A 16,828-nucleotide genomic window follows, 5' to 3' on the forward strand; every position below is an offset into this window, starting at 1 on the left:
GGGAACCATGACGTCACTGTCGACAGCGGTGCTCGACACCTTCGCCGAGCACCTGCGCGCGGTGGAGCTGCCGCTCCCGGTGGACGGTGCGCAGCAGGCCCGTGACGAGGTGGGCGCGGCGCTCTCGCAGCTCGAGGACCATGTCGTCCCGCGCCTCGAGTCCCTCGACGCCCCGTTGCTCGTGGTCATCGGCGGCTCGACCGGAGCTGGGAAGTCCACCCTGGTCAACGCCCTGGTGGGAGAGGTGGTGAGCCGATCCGGCGCGATCCGGCCCACGACCCGTCGGCCCGTGCTGCTCCACCACCCCGCGGACGAGGCCTGGTTCGCCGGCAGCCGCATCCTGCCCGGGCTCGCCCGGGTCCACGTCGGGGCCGCGCCCGACGCCGAGGCGCCGCACGCCGGGGACACCACGGGGGACATCGACCCCGCGACGAGCCTCGAGCTCCACGCCGAGGAGCGCATCCCTCAAGGTCTGGCCCTGCTCGACGCCCCGGACATCGACTCGGTGGCGACGGGGAACCGCGAACTGGCCCGGCAGCTGCTGCGCGCCGCCGACCTGTGGCTGTTCGTGACCACCGCGAACCGCTATGCCGACGCCGTGCCGTGGGAGGTGCTGCGCACCGCCGCCGAGCGCGACGTCACCGTCGATGTGGTCATGAACCGGATCCCCGATCGCGAGGGTGTCGCCGAGGAGCTCGCCGCCGACCTGCGCGCCATGCTCGAGCGCAACGGCATCGAGGTCACCAGGTTGTTCCTGGTGGCCGAGACGGAGCTCGACGCGACCGGGATGCTCCCGGCGGCCGCGATCTCCGAGCTCCAGGAGCATTTCGACCACCTCGCGGCGGACGCCGACGGTCGCAGTCGGATCGCCCGCCGCACCCTCGCCGGTGCCGTCTCCGGCCTGGCCGGTTCCACCCGCAGCATCGCCGAGCACGCGCAGAGCCAGGAGGCCGAGCGTCAGCGCCTGCGGGACGAGGCGGTCTCCGCGTTCTCCGGTTCCCGCGAACGGATCGACGACGCCCTCGGCGACGGCTCCCTGCTGCGCGGCGAGGTGCTCGCCCGCTGGCAGGACGTGGTCGGCACGGGCGAGTTCTTCCGCAGCGTCGAGGGCCTGTTCACGAGGGTCCGCGACCGGGTGGGTCTCGCGCTCAGCGGCAAGCCCGCCCCCTCGGTCGCCGCCGAGCAGGCGCTGGGCACCGGACTCGTGCACGTCGTGATCGACGAGACCGCACGCGGCGCCGAACGGGCCGAAGCGGCCTGGCGGGCCGCTCCCGCCGGGCGCGTGCTCGTCGAGGGCGAGGACCTCTCCCGGATCCCCGACGGCTACCGCGAGGAGGTCGCCGCCGCCATCCGCGCCTGGCAGGGGGACGTGCTCGACCTCGTGCGCCGGGAGGGCGCGGACCGTCGGACCAAGGCCCGCCTGCTCTCCCTGGGGGTGAACGCCGTCGGGGTGGCGCTCATGGTCGTCGTCTTCGCCTCCACCGCCTTCGTCCCCACCGGCCTCGAGGTCGGAGCGGGCGCGGCGACCGCGGTCGTCGGCCAGAAGCTGCTGGAGACGATATTCGGCGACGAGGCGGTGCGCCGGATGGCACGGGTCGCCCGCGAACGCCTCACCGCCCGTCTGGACGCCCTGGTCACCGAACGCTCCAGACCGTTCCTCGACCTGCTCGACGCCCTCGGCGGGGGCACGGACTCCCAGGACCTCGTCGAGGACGCCGAGGCGCTGGACCAGCTCGCCCGAGAGATCCGGGAGGACTCATGAGCCCGCTGCTGAACCGTTCGAAGCGCTCCGCTGCGGGTGCGGCCCCACTGGCCGAGCGGATCGATGCGCTGGATCGCGCCACCGCCGGCCTCGACGGCGTCGCCCCGAGCGACGCCGTGGACGAGGTCCGCGACCTGCTCGCGCGGATCGACCGGCGCCGCGCGCTCTCTGCCGAGCACACGGTGATCGGTCTCTTCGGCGCCACCGGCTCGGGGAAGTCCTCCTTGGTCAACGCACTGGTCGGGCTCGACATCACCCCGGCGGCGGTTCGTCGGCCCACCACCTCTCGGCCGGTCGCCGCCGTGCTCGGAGAGACCGGCAGCGACGCCCTGCTGGACTGGCTCGAGGTGGAGGACCGCCACGCTCTCGACGGCACCGGTGCGGCCCTCGAGAGCGCGGCCGCCCCGGCGGCGAGCGGCCGCCGCGCCCGGCGCACGGAGCCGGCGGCCCCGCCCGGCATCGTGCTGCTCGACCTGCCGGATCTCGACTCCGTGGAGTCGGCGAACCGCGAGATCGCCGAGCGCATGACCGGCATGGTCGACGTGATCGTGTGGGTCACCGATCCGCAGAAGTATGCCGACGCGGTGCTCCACCAGGAGTTCGTCCAGCCCTTCGCCGGCCACGACGCCGTCACGCTGCTGGTGCTCAACCAGATCGATCGGATCCGGGAGGACGAACGGGCGGGGGTGCTGGAGTCGCTCGGATCCATCGCGCGGGCGGACGGGCTGGACCAGGCACCGATCTTCGCGACCTCCGCGACCACCGGGGACGGGATCGAGGAGCTGCGCTGGCACCTCATCTCCCTCGCCCACACGCGCGAGGCCGCCGCGGATCGCCAGCGCGCCGACGTGCGCGGCGGTGCGGAGCTGCTCGAGCACGCGGCGGACCCCGCAGGGCTCCCCGCCGCGGCGGAGGACGAGGAGATCGACGCCCTGGTCGAGGACCTCGCCGCGGCCGCCCGGGTGGAACCGGTCGCCGAGGCCGTGGCCGCCTCCTACCGCCACCGGGCCGCCGGCCGCGTGGGATGGCCCCCGCTGCGCTGGCTGCGGACCGTGCGCCCCGACCCGCTGCGACGTCTCGGCATCGGCCGAGCACGCGACGGGGAGACGACGGAGCGCACCTCGCTCCCGGAACCGGACGCCGCCACCCGGGCCCGCGCCGCCGGCGGGGTCCGGCGCTTCGCCGATGCCGCCTCCGACGGCGGTGGGGACGCCTGGCGATCCGCAGTGCGCGACGCCGCACGGTCCCGGGAGGAGGATCTGCCCGACGCCCTCGACCAGGCGGTCGCCGGCGCCGATCTGCGGGCCCGGAGCACCTCCTGGTGGTGGCCGGTGCTCGATGTGTTCCAGTGGCTCGCGATGCTCGTCTGGGTGGTGGGGCTGGGCTGGCTGGCCCTGAACGTCGTCCTGGTGCTCTTCCAGATCCCGCCGCCGCCGATGCCGATGATCGAGGACCTGTGGATCCCGATCCCGCTGCCCACGGCGCTGCTCGTGCTCGGCATCGCCGCGGGGATCCTGATCGGCCTCGCGGGCGGGGCGCTCGCGGCGATCACCGCGACCTCGTACCGGCGTCGGGCACGACGCGTGCTGCGGAGCCGGGTGCGGGAGGTCGCGATGACCCATGTGGTCGCCGAGGTCGAGGAGACGCTCTCCCGTGCGGACGCCGTTGCGAGGGATATCGCATTCGCTCGCGGGTGAGGATCCAGAAGTCCTGTGTAGAATGATCGGTCGACCGTGGCGTCGGGCCCGCGGAGCATCGTTGGGCTGCTTCTGAGCAGTCCTCGCGGGCCGCGCACTCCTGATCAGTTGGACCATCCCGCAGGCGTTGGCCTGCAGAACAAGAGGCAACCTATGGGTTCTGTCGTCAAGAAGCGACGCAAGCGCATGTCCAAGAAGAAGCACCGCAAGCAGCTTCGCAAGACCCGCCACCAGCGCCGCAACAAGAAGTGAGCACTGTGTGATGCGCAACGGCCCCCACCGCGAGGTGGGGGCCGTTGCACGTTCGGGAGGGGATCGCTCAGGCGCGGCCGGTGAGGCGGCGCCACCAGGGGCGCTTCGCCAGAGCGGTCCGCAGCTGCTCGGCGTCCACGCGATACTTGGCGTGGACGGCGCCGTCGACGATGATCACGGGGACGTCGTAGTCCCAGTCCGCGCGCAGCGTCTCGTCCTCGTCGATGTCCCGCACCTCGACCGTGGAGCCGACACGATCGGCTTCGGCCCGGACCACCGGGAGGGCGTCGTCGCACAGATGGCAGCCTTCGCGGGTCAGGTACAGGATCCGGGCATCCGGGTCGGTGGGAGTGGGGATGCGCTGGCTGGTCATGGAAGGCACCTTAGTAGGACGTCGGTCCCCTGCAGGGGCGCGGAGATCCGGAAGTGGGGCATCGTGCACGCAGCACGGACGCAGACGCAGGAACGACGACGAGCCGCCCGCGCTCGGCGGACGGCTCGTCGGTGCCCGGGGGCGCGGTGCAGGCGCTCGGGGGAGTGGTGGGTGAGCTCAGGCGGCGGTGGGCGCCGTGAACTCCGCCTCGATGGAGATCTTGACGTCGTCGGCGACCAGCACGCCGCCGGCCTCGAGGGCCGCGTTCCAGGTCAGGCCGAAGTCCTTGCGGGAGATCTTGGTCTGGCCGGTGAAGCCCGCGCGGTACACGCCGAAGGGGTCCGTCGCGGAGCCCTCGTAGGCGAAGTCGAGCTCGACCTGCTTCGTGGTGTCGCGGATGGTCAGGTCGCCGATGAGCGTGTCGCCCTTGACCTCGGTGGAGACGAAGGTGATCTCGGGGAAGTTCTCCGCGTCGAAGAAGTCGCCGCTGCGCAGGTGGTTGTCGCGGTCGGTGTTGGAGGTGCTGACCGAGGCGGTCTTCAGCGTGGTGCGGAAGGAGAGGTTCTCGCCGCCCTCGCCGACCTCGAGGGAGCCGTCGACGTCGGTGAACTGGCCGCGGACCTTCGAGATGCCGGCGTGACGCACGATGAAGCTCGCTGAGGTGTGGCTCGCGTCGAGGGTCCAGGTGCCGGGGGTGAGGTCGTTCATGTGATGTCTCCTTGGGGTCGTCCGATGTGACGGTGATCGAGGATCGACCACCACGCTCTTGCTTGAAATGTAAACTATACTCGGGAGCGACGCAAGAGACTTCCGTCCGAGAACAAGGAGACCGTGATGCAGGACATACAGTCAAGTGATGGCGCCGACGCAGCCGACGCAGCCGACGCGCACGGCGCTGTCGACGCGGCAGGCGCTGCCGGCGCTGTCGATGGGGCGGGCGCTGCCGATGGAGCGGGAGCTGCCGCGGAGAATCCCGTGTCGACGCCCGAGGGGCTCTGGCTGAGCCAGCCGGAGCAGATGGCGTGGCGCAGCTTCCTCTACGCCACCACGTTGCTCAACGACCGCTTCTCCGAGGCGCTGCAGGCGGATCCGGAGATCGATCTGACCCTGGGCGAGTACGAGATCCTCGTGCGCCTGTCCGAGGCATCGGAACAGTTCCTGCGCATGTCCGAGCTCGCGGACCGCGTGGTCCACTCCCGGTCGCGCCTCACGCACACCATCTCCCGGATGGAGAAGCGCGGTCTCGTGGAGCGGGTGCGCTGCTCGAACGACGGTCGTGGCCGGCAGGCGCAGCTGACCGTAGCCGGTCGGGATCTGCTGGAGCAGGCGGCCCCCACGCATGTGCGCTCCGTGCGCGACCTGCTGCTGGACGTGGTCGGCCATGACGACTTCCTCGAGCTGGGTCGGATCCTGGGTCGCGCGGTGCCCGAGGATGCGCCGATCGGCCTCGGGAGTCCGGCACCTCACGTCGGGGCCGATCCTCAGAGCTGATCCGGAGGTTGGGTTGGTACCGTGTGGCGGCTGACCCCATCGGCTGCAGAACCCCTCGGCGCCGCCGAGCCTGCTGATCTCCTGAGGGAGGACCGCGCACTCGTGAGCACCACCACCGTCCACCTCGTCCGCCACGGCGAGGTGCACAACCCCGATCGCATCCTGTACGGCCGCATGCCCGGTTACCGCCTGAGCGATCGTGGCCAGCAGATGGCCGGCCGTGTCGCCGACCACCTGGCGGACGCCGACATCACCCTGGTGCGCTCCTCACCCCTCCTGCGCGCGCAGCAGACCGCAGCGCCCATCGCCGCCGCCCACGGGCTCGAGGTCACCTCGGACCCGCGGATCATCGAGTCCGGGAACCACTTCGAGGGTCACCGGATGGGTCACGGCGAGGCGAAGCTCAGCGATCCGCGCAACTGGCGCTGGTTCCTCAACCCCCTGCGCCCCTCCTGGGGAGAGCCTTACCGGGAGCAGGTGGCCCGGGTCATCGCCGCTGTCCACGACGCCCGCGCTGCGGCCGACGGCCACGAGGCCGTGCTCGTGCTCCACCAGCTGCCGATCTGGGTGACACGACGCAGCGCCGAGGGCAAGCCCCTGTTCCATGACCCCCGTCGCCGGCAGTGCGGACTGTGCTCGGTGACCAGCCTGCGGTTCGTCGGCCCCCACCTGGCCGACGTCGGCTACGCCGAACCCGCCGCGGAGCTCTACGCCGGGGCGGTCGATGCCACCGGAGGCAGGCTGACGTGAACGCGAGGAACACTCCGGCGCGGCTCTCCCGCCGTCGCCTGCTCGGCCTGGGCGGAGCCCTGCCGGTGACGCTGCTGGTGGCCGCGTGCGGATCCGACACCAGCTCCCGCTACGACTCCGGATACGTCTCGGGGGACGGCGTGACCACCGAGATCCCGGCCGCGGACCGCACCGACCCGCTCGAGATCACCGGCGCCACCTTCGAGGACGAGGAGTTCTCCTCCGTCGACCTGCGCGGCGATCTGCTCGTGGTCAACGTCTGGTACGCCTCCTGCCCGCCGTGCCGCAAAGAGGCCCCGGACCTGCAGTCGATCCACGAGGACTACGCCGACCAGGGCGTCTCGTTCGTCGGTGTCAACGTGCGCGACTCCGCCGGCCCCGCGAAGACGTTCGAGGAGAACTACGGGATCACCTACCCCTCCCTGCCGGACACCGATGCGCAGATCATGTACGCGCTGCGCGGGCAGGTCGCCCCGAACGCCGTGCCCTCCACGCTCGTGCTGGACCGCGAGGGCCGTGTCGCCGCCCGCATCTCGGGCGGTGCCGACCCCTCCACCCTGCGCGCCATGATCGACCGGGTGCTGGCCGAATGAGTGCTGCCGACATGATCACCGCCGACATGGGAGCCGCGTTCCAGGCGACCGCGCTGTCCGGGTCGCTCCTGCTCGCCGTCGCCGTCGCCGCCGCCGCCGGCCTCGTGGCGTTCCTGTCCCCGTGCGTGCTCCCGGTGGTCCCCGGCTACCTCGGATACGTCTCCGGGCTGGCCGGCCAGAGCGCCGTGACCGCCGGCGTCGGCGCCAGATCGGGCGTGCGCGCCAGCGCCAAGCGGCCCGGGATGGGCCGCATGCTCGCGGGCAGCCTGCTGTTCGTGGCCGGCTTCGCGGTGGTGTTCATGGTGCTCGGCGGCTTCGCCGGTGCGATGGGCTACCTCCTGCAGGAGTACGCCGTCTGGATCAACCGGGTGGCCGGCGCGATCGTGCTGCTGATGGGGCTCGTCTTCATGGGCGTCTTCCCGGGCCTGGGCGCCAATCGTCCCGTGACCAGCAAGCGCCCCGATGCCGGCCTGCTGGGCGCACCGCTGATGGGCCTCATCTTCGGGCTCAGCTGGACGCCCTGCATCGGCCCCACCTACGCCGCGATCGTGGCCCTGTCCCTCGACGGCGGCGGCTCCGGCGCCGCGCTGCGCGGAGGCATCCTGGCCCTCGCCTACTCGCTCGGCCTGGGCATCCCGTTCGTGCTGTTCGCCCTCCTCTTCGACCGCGCCCTGGGGCTGTCCAAGAAGCTCGCTGCGCACCGCCGCACGATCGGGCTGCTCTCGGGCGCCCTGCTCATCGCGATCGGGGTGCTGCTCATGACCGGCGTCTGGTCGACGTGGATGAGCCAGCTGCAGGGCCTCATCGCCACCTACGAACCGGTCGTGTGATGACCCACGACGAGACTGACCCCACGCACCCCTCCGATGAGACGGACGAGACCCTGAGCAGGACACCGAACTCCGACAGCGCGCCGCACGCCGAGGGCGCACAGACCTCCGAAGGCGCACCGGACCCCGCGCCGGGTGAAGGCGTCGACACGTGGAGCAGCAAGCGCGACAAGGACGGCCCCGGGCGCGCATCGCGAGGGCGGAACGCCCCTGCCCTCGGCTTCCGGGGGATGCTCCTGTTCCTGTGGCGCCAGCTGACCAGCATGCAGACCGCGCTGATCCTGCTGATGCTGCTCGCGATCGCCGCCGTTCCCGGGTCGCTGTACCCGCAGCGCAGCGTGAACCCGGGCCTGACCGATCAGTTCCTCCAGGAGAACGGCCGGTGGGGGAAGTTCCTGGACACGCTCGGATTCTTCAACGTGTTCTCCTCGCCGTGGTTCTCGGCCATCTACCTGCTGCTGTTCATCTCCCTGATCGGCTGCATCATCCCGCGGGTGGGCGTGCACCTGCGCCAGGTGCGCGCGAAGCCCCCGCGCACCCCGTCGCGCCTGACCCGCTTCACCGGCTACACCCGCGTCGAACTCCCGGGGGCCGACGCCGACGCCCTGCTGGAGACCGCACGCAGGTCCCTGCGCCGCTCGCGCTATCGCACCGATGTCCGCGAGGAGACGGGCTCGCGATCCGTCAGCGCCGAGCGCGGGCTGCTGCGCGAGAGCGGGAACCTGCTGTTCCACATCGCGCTGGTGGGCGTTCTGGTCTGCGTCGCCGGCGGCCAGCTGACCAGCTACCGCGGCCAGATCACGGTGATCGAGGGGCAGGGGTTCTCCAACTCGCTGACCCAGTACGACTCCTTCGACTCCGGGGCGTGGTTCGACACCTCCGAGCTCACCCCCTTCCAGTTCACGCTGGACGAGTTCCGGGCGAAGTACGTGCTCGAGGGCGCCGATGAGAGCAGGGTGGGCCAGCCGCTGTCCTTCGAGGCCGACGTGGACGTCACCACCCCGGGAAAGAAGCAGGAGAAGCGCACGCTGCAGGTCAACAAGCCCCTGCATGTCGACGGCACCTCCATGTACCTGTTGGGCAACGGCTACGCGCCCGACGTCACCGTGACGGACCCGACGGGCAACGTCGTGGCCCAGGGACCGGTCATCACGGTGCCGATGGGCGATGTCGGGTACACCTCCCAGCTCGTGATCAAGGCGCCCGATGCGCGGCCCGATCAGCTCGCCGTCGTCGGCTTCTTCCTGCCCACCGGCGTCATCGACGAGAAGGGCCCGCACTCGATCTACCCCGATCTCGCGGACCCGCAGCTCGCGCTCACCGTCCACAAGGGCGATCTCGGCCTCGACTCCGGCATCCCGCAGAACGCCTACGAGGTCGACGTCTCCACGCTGACGCCCGTCACCGGGGACGACGGCACGCCCGTGCTGATCAGCCTCGCCCCCGGGCAGATCTTCGAGCTGCCCGACGGCACCACCATCAGCTTCGACGGCATCAAGCGCTACGCCGCCTTCGACGTCGCCCATGACCCCTTCGAGCGCTGGGTGCTCGTGAGCGCCCTGACTGCCGTGGGAGGCCTCATCCTGTCGCTGTTCGTGCCCCGCCGGCGCCTGTGGGTGCGGGTCGGGGACCGTTCCGGCCCCGACGGCACCGTCGTGCTCGAGGTCGCCGGACTCTCCCGCAGCGACGACCCGGCGCTTCCCGATGACGTCAGAGCACTCGCCTCGAAGCTCTCCGGGGCGCAGGATGGGACCGACGGGACCGACGGTCAGCCCGTCGATCAGATTGACGACACCACCGATGACCACCATGAAGGAAGTGCACAGTGATTGACCAGCAGCTGGCGGAGATCTCGAATCTCGCCATCGTGGTAACGATCGTGCTGTATGTGCTGGCTCTGATCGGGTTCTCGGCCGATCTCGCCTCCACGTCGCAGAAGCGGAGCGACGAGCGCCTGGCCGCCCGTGAGGCACACGAGGGCGTCCACGCGAAGCAGACCGTGACCGCCGGCGCGGCCGGGTCCGCACCCACCGACTCCCTGGCAACGGCCGGTGGCGGCGCACCGACAAGCGTCGGCGAGGTCACCGGGACGCACGGCGCCGGATCCTCGGCATCGAGTTCGATGACGGCGCAGACCTTCGCGTTCATCCTGGCCTTCGCGGCCACGGTGCTGCACATCATCGGCGTGGCGACGCGCGCGGCGGCCACCCAGCGGGTGCCCTGGACGAACATGTACGAGTTCGCGACCACGAGCACGGCCGTGGTGATGGCGGCTTTCCTGATCTTCTCGATCAAGCGTGCCGAGCTGCGGATCCTGGGCACCTTCGTCATCGGTCCGGTGCTGCTGGTCCTGCTGCTCGCCCAGACGCTCTGGATCGTCCCGGCCTCAGAGCTGACCCCGAGCCTGCAGAACTCGCACTGGCTCTACATCCACATCTCCGTCGCGATCATGTCGACGGCCCTGTCGATCCTCGGTGCCGTCGTCGCCTCCCTGCAGCTCCTCCAGGCCCGCCACGAACGGGCGCTGGTCGAGCGGGTGTCCGACGATGACCAGTTCCCCGAGCACTGGGGCCGTTTCGGCCACGTGCTGGACCGGCTGCCCAGCTCCACGGTGCTGGAGGCGCTGAGCTTCCGGATCCACTCGGTGGCCTTCGTCGGCTGGACGTTCACCCTGATCTTCGGGGCGATCTGGGGCCGCGAGGCCTGGGGCCGCTACTGGGGATGGGACCCCAAGGAGGTCTGGACCTTCATCATCTGGGTGGTCTATGCGGCCTACCTCCACGCGCGCGCCACCGGTGGATTCCGCGGCAGCCGCGCAGCCGGCCTCGCGCTGGTGGGCTTCCTGGCCGTGGTCTTCAACTACACGATCGTCAACACCATCATCAACGGCCTGCACTCGTACTCGGGGCTCTGAGCAGCGCCACAGCACGCAGCACCGACAGCACATAGCACCGACAGCACACGGCTCCGGGCGGACGAGAGTCCACGCGGGGCCGTGTGCGTCGTGCGTCGTACGAAGTCAGGGATGCAGAGTCAGGGAGGCAGGGTCAGCTGCGCGGCGTATCGGGGCCGGCCGGCTCGTCGCCCGAGTCGTTCTGGCCGCGCTCCCGGCGCTCCCGGCGGATGTCCTCGTCGAGCTTGCGCAGGAAGTCGGGGTCCTCGTCCGGGGCGGAGGGTCCATGGCGCTGTGGGCGCTTCGGGGCAGGGCCGATGGTGCGGTCCCTCCCGACGACCAGCCAGGTGATCGGTCCCACCCAGGGCAGGAGCACGATCAGCACGATCCAGGCCCACTTGGGGATGCCTCGGATCTTGTCGTCCTCCGTCTGCACACAATCGGCGAGCGCGAAGACGGTGAGGGCGATGGAGAGAACGGCGATGAACCCTTTGAGCATGCTCGAAGTGTAGTGAACGCACCTGAACCCCAGCGGCAGAGAGCGGGCGACGCCCCGACGTTCGTCGGGGAGGGCGCGGTGCACGGCCGGGGAGACCAGCCGCACCCCGAAGAACGGGTGAGCACACAGGCGGGCGAACTACTCTGGGGGCATGCGAGAAATGGCCTTGTTCGCCGTCATCCGACTGGTCCTGTGGGCCGGGATCTGGTGGGTGCTCACCCTGTTCGACATCGGGGTGATGCTCGCCGGTGTGCTCGCCGCGCTGATCGCGATGCTGATCTCGATCCTCTTCCTCAACCGGGTGCGCGATGCCGCCGCGATGCGCTGGAAGGCCGCCGACGACAAGCGCCGGGAGCGTCACGCCGATGACGTCGATGAGGATGCCGAGGCGGAGGATTCGTTCCTGGATGCCGAGGCCGCCGCGGCGGACGGCGCCCATGGCGTCGAGGTGACCGGAACTTCCCGTGCGACGGATGCGTCGCACTCCGGTCCCGGTGAGCTGCCGGAGCTTCCGGCGGAGGACCCGGAGAGCACGTCGGCCGACGGCCGCTGATCCTGGCGGCCGCTGAGTCCGAGGGTTTCCGATCCTGACGGTCGCTGAGACCGTCGGCCGTTGATCGTGCCGGTCGGGGAATCCGGGCGGTCAGGCCCCGGCGACGACCTTCCCCGGGGCCTGCGGCCTCACAGGCACAGGCCGAGGAGCAGCAGCAGCGAGAACACCAGCTCGAGCCGCCCGGAGGCGCCGAGGACCGGGATCAGCTCGCGCCCACCTGCGCCCCGCAGCACGATGCGCAGCGGGGTGATCGCCAGCGGCAGGGCGAGCAGCACCACGATCACCGGCCACTGCACGACCATCACCGGCACCATCAGCACGAACGGCGCCAGCTGGGTCACCGCGAACAGGGCACGGGTCCGGCGATCGCCGAGCCGCACCGCGAGGGTGCGCTTGCCGGCGATCGTGTCGGTGGGGATGTCGCGCAGGTTGTTGGTCAGCATGATCGCCACGGCCAGCAGGCCGATCGCGATCGAGGCGAGCAGAGCGACCCAGTTCGGGTGGGGCGTGATCGCGTAGGCGGTGAGGTTGACGGCGACCAGGCCGAAGAACACGAACACGAACAGCTCGCCGAGACCCAGGTAGCCGTAGGGCTTCTTGCCGCCGGTGTAGAACCAGGCGGCGGCGACGGCGGCCGCCCCGACGAGGAGCATCAGCCAGATCTGGGCGAGGGCGATGAGGACGATGCCGAACAGTGCCCCGGCCGCCAGGGCGCCGATCGCGGCGGCCTTGACCGTCCTCGGCGCGGCGGCGCGGGATCCGGTGAGCCGGAACGGCCCCACCCGGTCGTCGTCGGTGCCGCGGATGCCGTCGGAGTAGTCGTTGGCGTAGTTCACGCCGATCTGCAGGCACAGGGCCACGGCGAGGGCGAGCAGTGCTCGAGGGACGACCAGCGCCCAGTCCACGCCGCCGGGCTGCTGGGCCAGCTGCCAGATCGCGACACCGGTGCCGGCGGCGACCGGGGCGAAAGCTGCGGGCAGGGTGCGGGGTCGGGCGCCCTGCACCCACTGCGACAGGCTGGCCATGGTGCTCCTCGACGGGTCGTGGCCGACGGATCACGGCCCCGTCGAGGATACGCCGTGGTCCGGGGGCGTTTCGGTGCAGGGGCGTTCCCGTCTCGTGGCGGACCGCACACCCTGGACCGGAGTGGAGGCTCAGCCCTCGGCGGCGAGGCGGCGGGCGGCGGCCCGGTCCACCTTGCCGATCCCCAGCATCGGGAGCTCGCGGACCACATGGACCCGCTTGGGGATCATGTGCGCGGGGACCTCGCTGGTGCGCAGCGCCGAGCGGACCAGGGCCGCTGCCTCGGTCGGATCGGTGCCCTGCTCGAGCGTGACCAGGGCTTCGACGCGCTGGCCCCAGTCGGGGTCCTGGACCCCCACCACCACGCTCGCACGGACCAGGCCCTGCAGCATGAGGGAGCGGTCGATGGCCCGTTCGACATCCTGCGGGAGCACCTTGCGGCCGCCGGTGTTGATGACGTCGTCGGCACGGCCCAGCACGCTCAGCGCACCGTCCTCGCCCAGCTCGGCGAGGTCGGAGGTGACGAAGGAGCGCTGTGCGGCGCCCGGAGCGGCGGCTGGGGCGAAGGGGGTCGTGTCGGTGCCGCCATCGGCCGTGAGGTAGCCCAGGGCGAGGGTCGGTGACGTGATCACCAGACGACCGGCTCCGGCGGCGTCGGGAGCCTCGAGTCGCAGCTGCACCCCGGGCAGCGCCGCTCGGTCGTAGACGCAGCCGCCGGCGGTCTCGGAGGAGCCGTAGGTGGTGCGCACCGCGATGCGCTGGGCGCGGGCCTTCGTGAGCACCTCGGGACGGGTCGCGGCGCCGCCCACGAGCACGGCGGCGAAGCGCCGGAGCACCCCGCGGGCGCGGGCGTCGGCACCGGTGGCCCCGGTGATGATGCGGGTGAGCTGGGTGGGCACCAGGGAGGTGAACGCCGGCAGCCCTGCGGCCTCGGCCTGCGCGAGCGCGGGCTCGGCGAGCGCCACGAACGCCGCGGCGTCGAAGTGCCCGCGCAGATCGGGCAGCACCTCCGGGAGGGCCGGCACGGGCAGCCCCAGCACCTGGGAGGTGCGATGGGCCCGGGCGAGGACCTGCACCCCGGCGATGTGGGTGGGCGGCAGCAGGGGCAGCCAGAAGCCGTGGCCGCGGGTGTCCGGGGCGGTCCCGTCGGCCGCGAACAGCGCGGCGGTCGCGTCCTGGGAGGCGAGCAGGGCCGAGCGGGACAGCGCGACCGCCTTCGCCACGCCCGTGGACCCGGAGGTGGGCACCACCAGGGCGGTGTCCTCGAAGCCCTCGGGCAGCGTCGACGGTGCCGGGAACGGGCCCAGCCAGAGCCGACCGGTGCCCGCCATCAGCTGGCCGATCGCTCGGGAGTGCGCCTCGAGCGAGGCGGCGGAGGAGTCGTGGGCGGGCGGCACCAGCCAAGGCAGGGAGGAGCTCACGGCTCAGCCCTGCGGATGCGGGTACTGCGACCAGTCGGGCTCGCGCTTGCCGAGGAAGGCGTCGCGCCCCTCGACGGCCTCGTCGGTCATGTACGCCAGGCGCGTCGCCTCCCCGGCGAAGACCTGCTGGCCCATGAGCCCGTCGTCGGCCAGGTTGAAGGCGAATTTCAGCATGCGGATCGCCTGCGGGGACTTGGTGGCGATCGTCGCGGCCATCGCGAGCGCCTCGGTCTCGAGGTCCGCATGGTCCACGACGCGGTTCACGGCGCCCCAGTCGTAGGCGTCCTGGGCGGAGTACTCCTCGGCGAGGAAGAAGATCTCCCGGGCCCGCTTCTGTCCCACCTGCTTGGCGAGATAGGCGGAGCCGTAGCCGCCGTCGAAGGAGCCGACGTTCGCGTCGGTCTGCTTGAACCGTGCGTGCTCGCGCGAGGCGATCGACAGGTCCGCGACGACGTGCAGGGAGTGGCCGCCGCCGGCCGCCCAGCCGTTCACCACGGCGATCACGACCTTGCCCATCGTGCGGATCAGGCGCTGCACCTCGAGGATGTGCAGGCGGCCGCTGGAGGCGGTGCGCACCTGGGTGGTCTCGCCGAGGTCCTCCTGCTCCGAGTACTCGTAGCCGGCGCGGCCCCGGATGCGCTGGTCGCCGCCGGAGCAGAACGAGTGGCCGCCGTCCTTGGGGGAGGGGCCGTTGCCTGTGAGCAGGATGACGCCCACGCCGGTGTCGAGGCGGGCATGGTCCAGCGCCCGGTACAGCTCGTCCACCGTGTGCGGGCGGAAGGCGTTGCGCACCTCGGGGCGGTCGAAGGCGATGCGGACCGTCGGCAGGTCGTGACCGGTCCGCTCGCCGTCGGGGGACTCGATGCGCTCGACGGCACGGTGGTACGTGATGTCGGAGAAGGGCTCTCCGCCGTGCTCGGTGGCAGGGACCTCACGCCAGCGGCGAGGATCGAAGGTCTCGGAGACCTGGTGGGGCAGCGGATCAGGAGCGGACGTCATGATGCTCAGGGTAGTCCCGGCCGCGCCGGGGGAGAGGCACCCTGGGGTGAGGTCAGCGACTCCAGGGCAGCTCGGAGGTCGACGGCACCGGGTCGCTGCGCAGGCGCCCGTAGGTGAGCACGTCGTGGCGCTCGCCGTCGAGGAGGAACTTCTGGCGTTCGGTGCCCTCGTGTACGAAGCCGGCGGCGCGGGCCACGGCCCCGGACGCCGGATTGTTCACCCGGTGGCCGAGCTCGAGCCGCTCCAGTCCCCAGCCGCCGTCGGCCACGGGGCGCAGCCCACGGTTCGCCACAGCCGCCGCGGCCCGCGAGGTCACTCCCTGACCGCGGAAGCTGGCGTGCAGCCAGTAGAAGAACCATCCCAGACTGTGTGGCTCCTCGATGCTCACGCCGACGAGCCCGACCAGCTCGCCTCCGCCCGGTCCACCCCTGCCCGCTTCGGTCGCTCCGTCGTGCACGATCGCGATGCCGCGACGTGAGGGCCCCTCGAGCCAGCCGATCATCTCCTGAGCCTGCGGGAGCGAGGTGACGTCGCCCTGGCGCACCATGTCCGGGGAGGACGCGAAGGCGGCCAGCACGGCGGGGGCATCGCCCGGCCGGACGGGGCGGAGTCGGTGGGGTGGGGCGCTCATCACGGTCACGATAGCGAGGCCCGCCGGAGGCGTCGCGCGAATTCCTCCTCGGCCGGTGCGCCCGCTAGCCTCGAAGGATGCTCATCCCTTCCGCACTGCGCGAGCGCGGCATCGACCGCGTGCTCGCGTGGGCCATCCCCATGACCACACGTTTCCGCGGCATCACCGAGCGTGACGGCCTGCTCCTGCACGGCCCCGCCGGATGGGCGGAGTTCTCCCCGTTCTGGGACTACGACGCCGCGGAGTCCGCGTCCTGGCTGCGGGCGGCGCTCGCCGACGCGACCGCGGACCGCCCCGCGCCGCGACGCGAGGAGATTCCGGTCAACGCCACCATTCCGGTGGTTCCCGCGGTGCTCGCCCACCGCATCGCGACCGTCGGCGGTGCCCGGACGGCCAAGATCAAGGTCGCCGACCCCACCTCCTCGCTCGCCGAGGACACCGAACGGATCGAGGCGGTGCGAGACGCGCTGGGCCCGACCGGCAGGATCCGCATCGACGCCAATGCCGCCTGGACCCTCGACCAGGCGAAGGAGGCCCTGCCGCTCCTGGACCGCGCCGCCGGCGGCCTCGAGTACGCCGAGCAGCCCTGCGCCTCGATCGAGGACCTTGCGGCGCTGCGCCGCGCCGTCGACATCCCGATCGCGGCCGACGAGTCCGTGCGCCGCGCCGAGGATCCGCTGCGCGTGGCCCGGGCCGGTGCGGCCGACGTCCTGGTCATGAAGGTGCAGCCCCTCGGCGGCGTGCAGCGGTGCCTGGAGCTCGCCGACCAGGCCGGCCTGCCCGTGGTGGTGTCCTCCGCCCTCGAATCCAGCGTGGGCCTCAGCGCCGGCCTCGCGCTCGCCGCCGCGCTCCCGGACCTGCCCTACGCCTGCGGACTGGCGACGGCCTCACTGCTCACCGGGGACCTCGTGCCCGATGCCCTGCATGCCCGAGCCGGCACGCTGCCGGTGGCGCGCCCCGAGCCGCTCGAGCAGCTCACCGATCGCCACGCCGCCCCCGCACCGCTCGCCGCCCGCTGGGAGGAGCGCCTGACCGCCTGCCTCGACGCGCTGTGAGCTGCC

General features: G+C 71.7%; 18 protein-coding genes. 11 read left to right on the top strand and 7 right to left on the bottom strand.

Annotation, left to right across the window (positions count from 1 at the left end):
* The first annotated feature begins 7 nt into the window (after window positions 1-7).
* From ACT3UL_RS09535 to ACT3UL_RS09545, 3 genes are all read left to right on the top strand, one after another.
* Window positions 8-1,762: a dynamin family protein gene (locus ACT3UL_RS09535; protein ID WP_444578009.1), complete on the top strand. Its 1,755-nt coding sequence runs from the start codon at window positions 8-10 to the stop codon at window positions 1,760-1,762.
* Complete coding sequence (locus tag ACT3UL_RS09540; RefSeq protein ID WP_444578010.1) at window positions 1,759-3,459, top strand: dynamin family protein; 1,701 nt, start codon at window positions 1,759-1,761, stop codon at window positions 3,457-3,459. The genes ACT3UL_RS09535 and ACT3UL_RS09540 overlap by 4 nt, the downstream gene beginning before the upstream one ends.
* A 153-nt stretch (window positions 3,460-3,612) precedes the next feature.
* Window positions 3,613-3,711, top strand: coding sequence for a 30S ribosomal protein bS22 (locus ACT3UL_RS09545; RefSeq protein ID WP_074712200.1), 99 nt, complete (start codon window positions 3,613-3,615; stop codon window positions 3,709-3,711).
* A 67-nt stretch (window positions 3,712-3,778) separates the two neighbouring features.
* Here ACT3UL_RS09545 and ACT3UL_RS09550 read toward each other — a convergent pair whose 3' ends face one another.
* Both ACT3UL_RS09550 and ACT3UL_RS09555 read right to left on the bottom strand, forming a co-directional pair.
* Window positions 3,779-4,084: a glutaredoxin family protein gene (locus ACT3UL_RS09550; RefSeq protein ID WP_444578011.1), complete on the bottom strand. Its 306-nt coding sequence runs from the start codon at window positions 4,082-4,084 to the stop codon at window positions 3,779-3,781.
* A 177-nt stretch (window positions 4,085-4,261) separates the two neighbouring features.
* A complete protein-coding gene (locus tag ACT3UL_RS09555) occupies window positions 4,262-4,792 on the bottom strand; it encodes a YceI family protein (RefSeq protein ID WP_444578012.1) in 531 nt (176 codons plus the stop codon).
* 309 nt (window positions 4,793-5,101) lie between these two features.
* Here ACT3UL_RS09555 and ACT3UL_RS09560 point away from each other — a divergent pair, with 309 nt between their 5' ends.
* From ACT3UL_RS09560 to ccsB, 6 genes are all read left to right on the top strand, one after another.
* Complete coding sequence (locus ACT3UL_RS09560) at window positions 5,102-5,575, top strand: MarR family winged helix-turn-helix transcriptional regulator (RefSeq protein WP_444578175.1); 474 nt, start codon at window positions 5,102-5,104, stop codon at window positions 5,573-5,575.
* A 102-nt stretch (window positions 5,576-5,677) separates the two neighbouring features.
* The gene (locus ACT3UL_RS09565; RefSeq protein ID WP_444578013.1) at window positions 5,678-6,325 is read left to right on the top strand and encodes a histidine phosphatase family protein; all 648 of its coding nucleotides are present in this window, start codon (window positions 5,678-5,680) and stop codon (window positions 6,323-6,325) included.
* The gene (locus ACT3UL_RS09570; protein WP_444578014.1) at window positions 6,322-6,918 is read left to right on the top strand and encodes a TlpA family protein disulfide reductase; all 597 of its coding nucleotides are present in this window, start codon (window positions 6,322-6,324) and stop codon (window positions 6,916-6,918) included. The genes ACT3UL_RS09565 and ACT3UL_RS09570 overlap by 4 nt, the downstream gene beginning before the upstream one ends.
* A gap of 11 nt (window positions 6,919-6,929) precedes the next feature.
* A complete protein-coding gene (locus tag ACT3UL_RS09575) occupies window positions 6,930-7,748 on the top strand; it encodes a cytochrome c biogenesis CcdA family protein (protein WP_444578015.1) in 819 nt (272 codons plus the stop codon).
* Window positions 7,748-9,577 (top strand): cytochrome c biogenesis protein ResB, encoded by a 1,830-nt coding sequence (gene resB, locus ACT3UL_RS09580; RefSeq protein WP_444578016.1) that lies wholly within the window; start codon window positions 7,748-7,750, stop codon window positions 9,575-9,577. The genes ACT3UL_RS09575 and resB overlap by 1 nt, the downstream gene beginning before the upstream one ends.
* A complete protein-coding gene (ccsB, locus tag ACT3UL_RS09585; protein ID WP_444578017.1) occupies window positions 9,574-10,662 on the top strand; it encodes a c-type cytochrome biogenesis protein CcsB in 1,089 nt (362 codons plus the stop codon). The genes resB and ccsB overlap by 4 nt, the downstream gene beginning before the upstream one ends.
* A 133-nt stretch (window positions 10,663-10,795) precedes the next feature.
* Here ccsB and ACT3UL_RS09590 read toward each other — a convergent pair whose 3' ends face one another.
* Window positions 10,796-11,140 carry a PLD nuclease N-terminal domain-containing protein gene (locus ACT3UL_RS09590; protein WP_444578018.1) on the bottom strand — a complete coding sequence of 115 codons (345 nt, stop codon included), beginning with the start codon at window positions 11,138-11,140 and terminating at the stop codon, window positions 10,796-10,798.
* A 151-nt stretch (window positions 11,141-11,291) separates the two neighbouring features.
* Here ACT3UL_RS09590 and ACT3UL_RS09595 point away from each other — a divergent pair, with 151 nt between their 5' ends.
* Window positions 11,292-11,693 (top strand): DUF4229 domain-containing protein, encoded by a 402-nt coding sequence (locus ACT3UL_RS09595; protein WP_444578019.1) that lies wholly within the window; start codon window positions 11,292-11,294, stop codon window positions 11,691-11,693.
* Between the two features lie 128 nt (window positions 11,694-11,821).
* On the opposite strand, the gene ACT3UL_RS09600 is transcribed toward ACT3UL_RS09595, so the two are convergent.
* The 4 genes from ACT3UL_RS09600 to ACT3UL_RS09615 all read right to left on the bottom strand — a co-directional run bounded on the left by ACT3UL_RS09600 (window position 11,822) and on the right by ACT3UL_RS09615 (window position 15,767).
* Window positions 11,822-12,718 carry a 1,4-dihydroxy-2-naphthoate polyprenyltransferase gene (locus ACT3UL_RS09600; protein ID WP_444578020.1) on the bottom strand — a complete coding sequence of 299 codons (897 nt, stop codon included), beginning with the start codon at window positions 12,716-12,718 and terminating at the stop codon, window positions 11,822-11,824.
* 129 nt (window positions 12,719-12,847) lie between these two features.
* Window positions 12,848-14,137, bottom strand: coding sequence for an AMP-binding enzyme (locus ACT3UL_RS09605; RefSeq protein ID WP_444578021.1), 1,290 nt, complete (start codon window positions 14,135-14,137; stop codon window positions 12,848-12,850).
* A gap of 3 nt (window positions 14,138-14,140) precedes the next feature.
* Window positions 14,141-15,136 carry a 1,4-dihydroxy-2-naphthoyl-CoA synthase gene (locus ACT3UL_RS09610; RefSeq protein WP_444578022.1) on the bottom strand — a complete coding sequence of 332 codons (996 nt, stop codon included), beginning with the start codon at window positions 15,134-15,136 and terminating at the stop codon, window positions 14,141-14,143.
* Between the two features lie 52 nt (window positions 15,137-15,188).
* Entirely contained in the window at window positions 15,189-15,767 is a 579-nt protein-coding gene (locus ACT3UL_RS09615; protein WP_444578023.1) for a GNAT family N-acetyltransferase, read from the bottom strand.
* A 77-nt stretch (window positions 15,768-15,844) separates the two neighbouring features.
* On the opposite strand from ACT3UL_RS09615, the gene ACT3UL_RS09620 reads away from it, so the two are divergent.
* Window positions 15,845-16,822: an o-succinylbenzoate synthase gene (locus ACT3UL_RS09620; RefSeq protein ID WP_444578024.1), complete on the top strand. Its 978-nt coding sequence runs from the start codon at window positions 15,845-15,847 to the stop codon at window positions 16,820-16,822.
* Window positions 16,823-16,828 lie beyond the last annotated feature (6 nt).

The sequence above is a fragment of the Brachybacterium sp. 107 genome, from assembly GCF_052379725.1.
In the GTDB taxonomy this organism is placed as follows: domain Bacteria; phylum Actinomycetota; class Actinomycetes; order Actinomycetales; family Dermabacteraceae; genus Brachybacterium.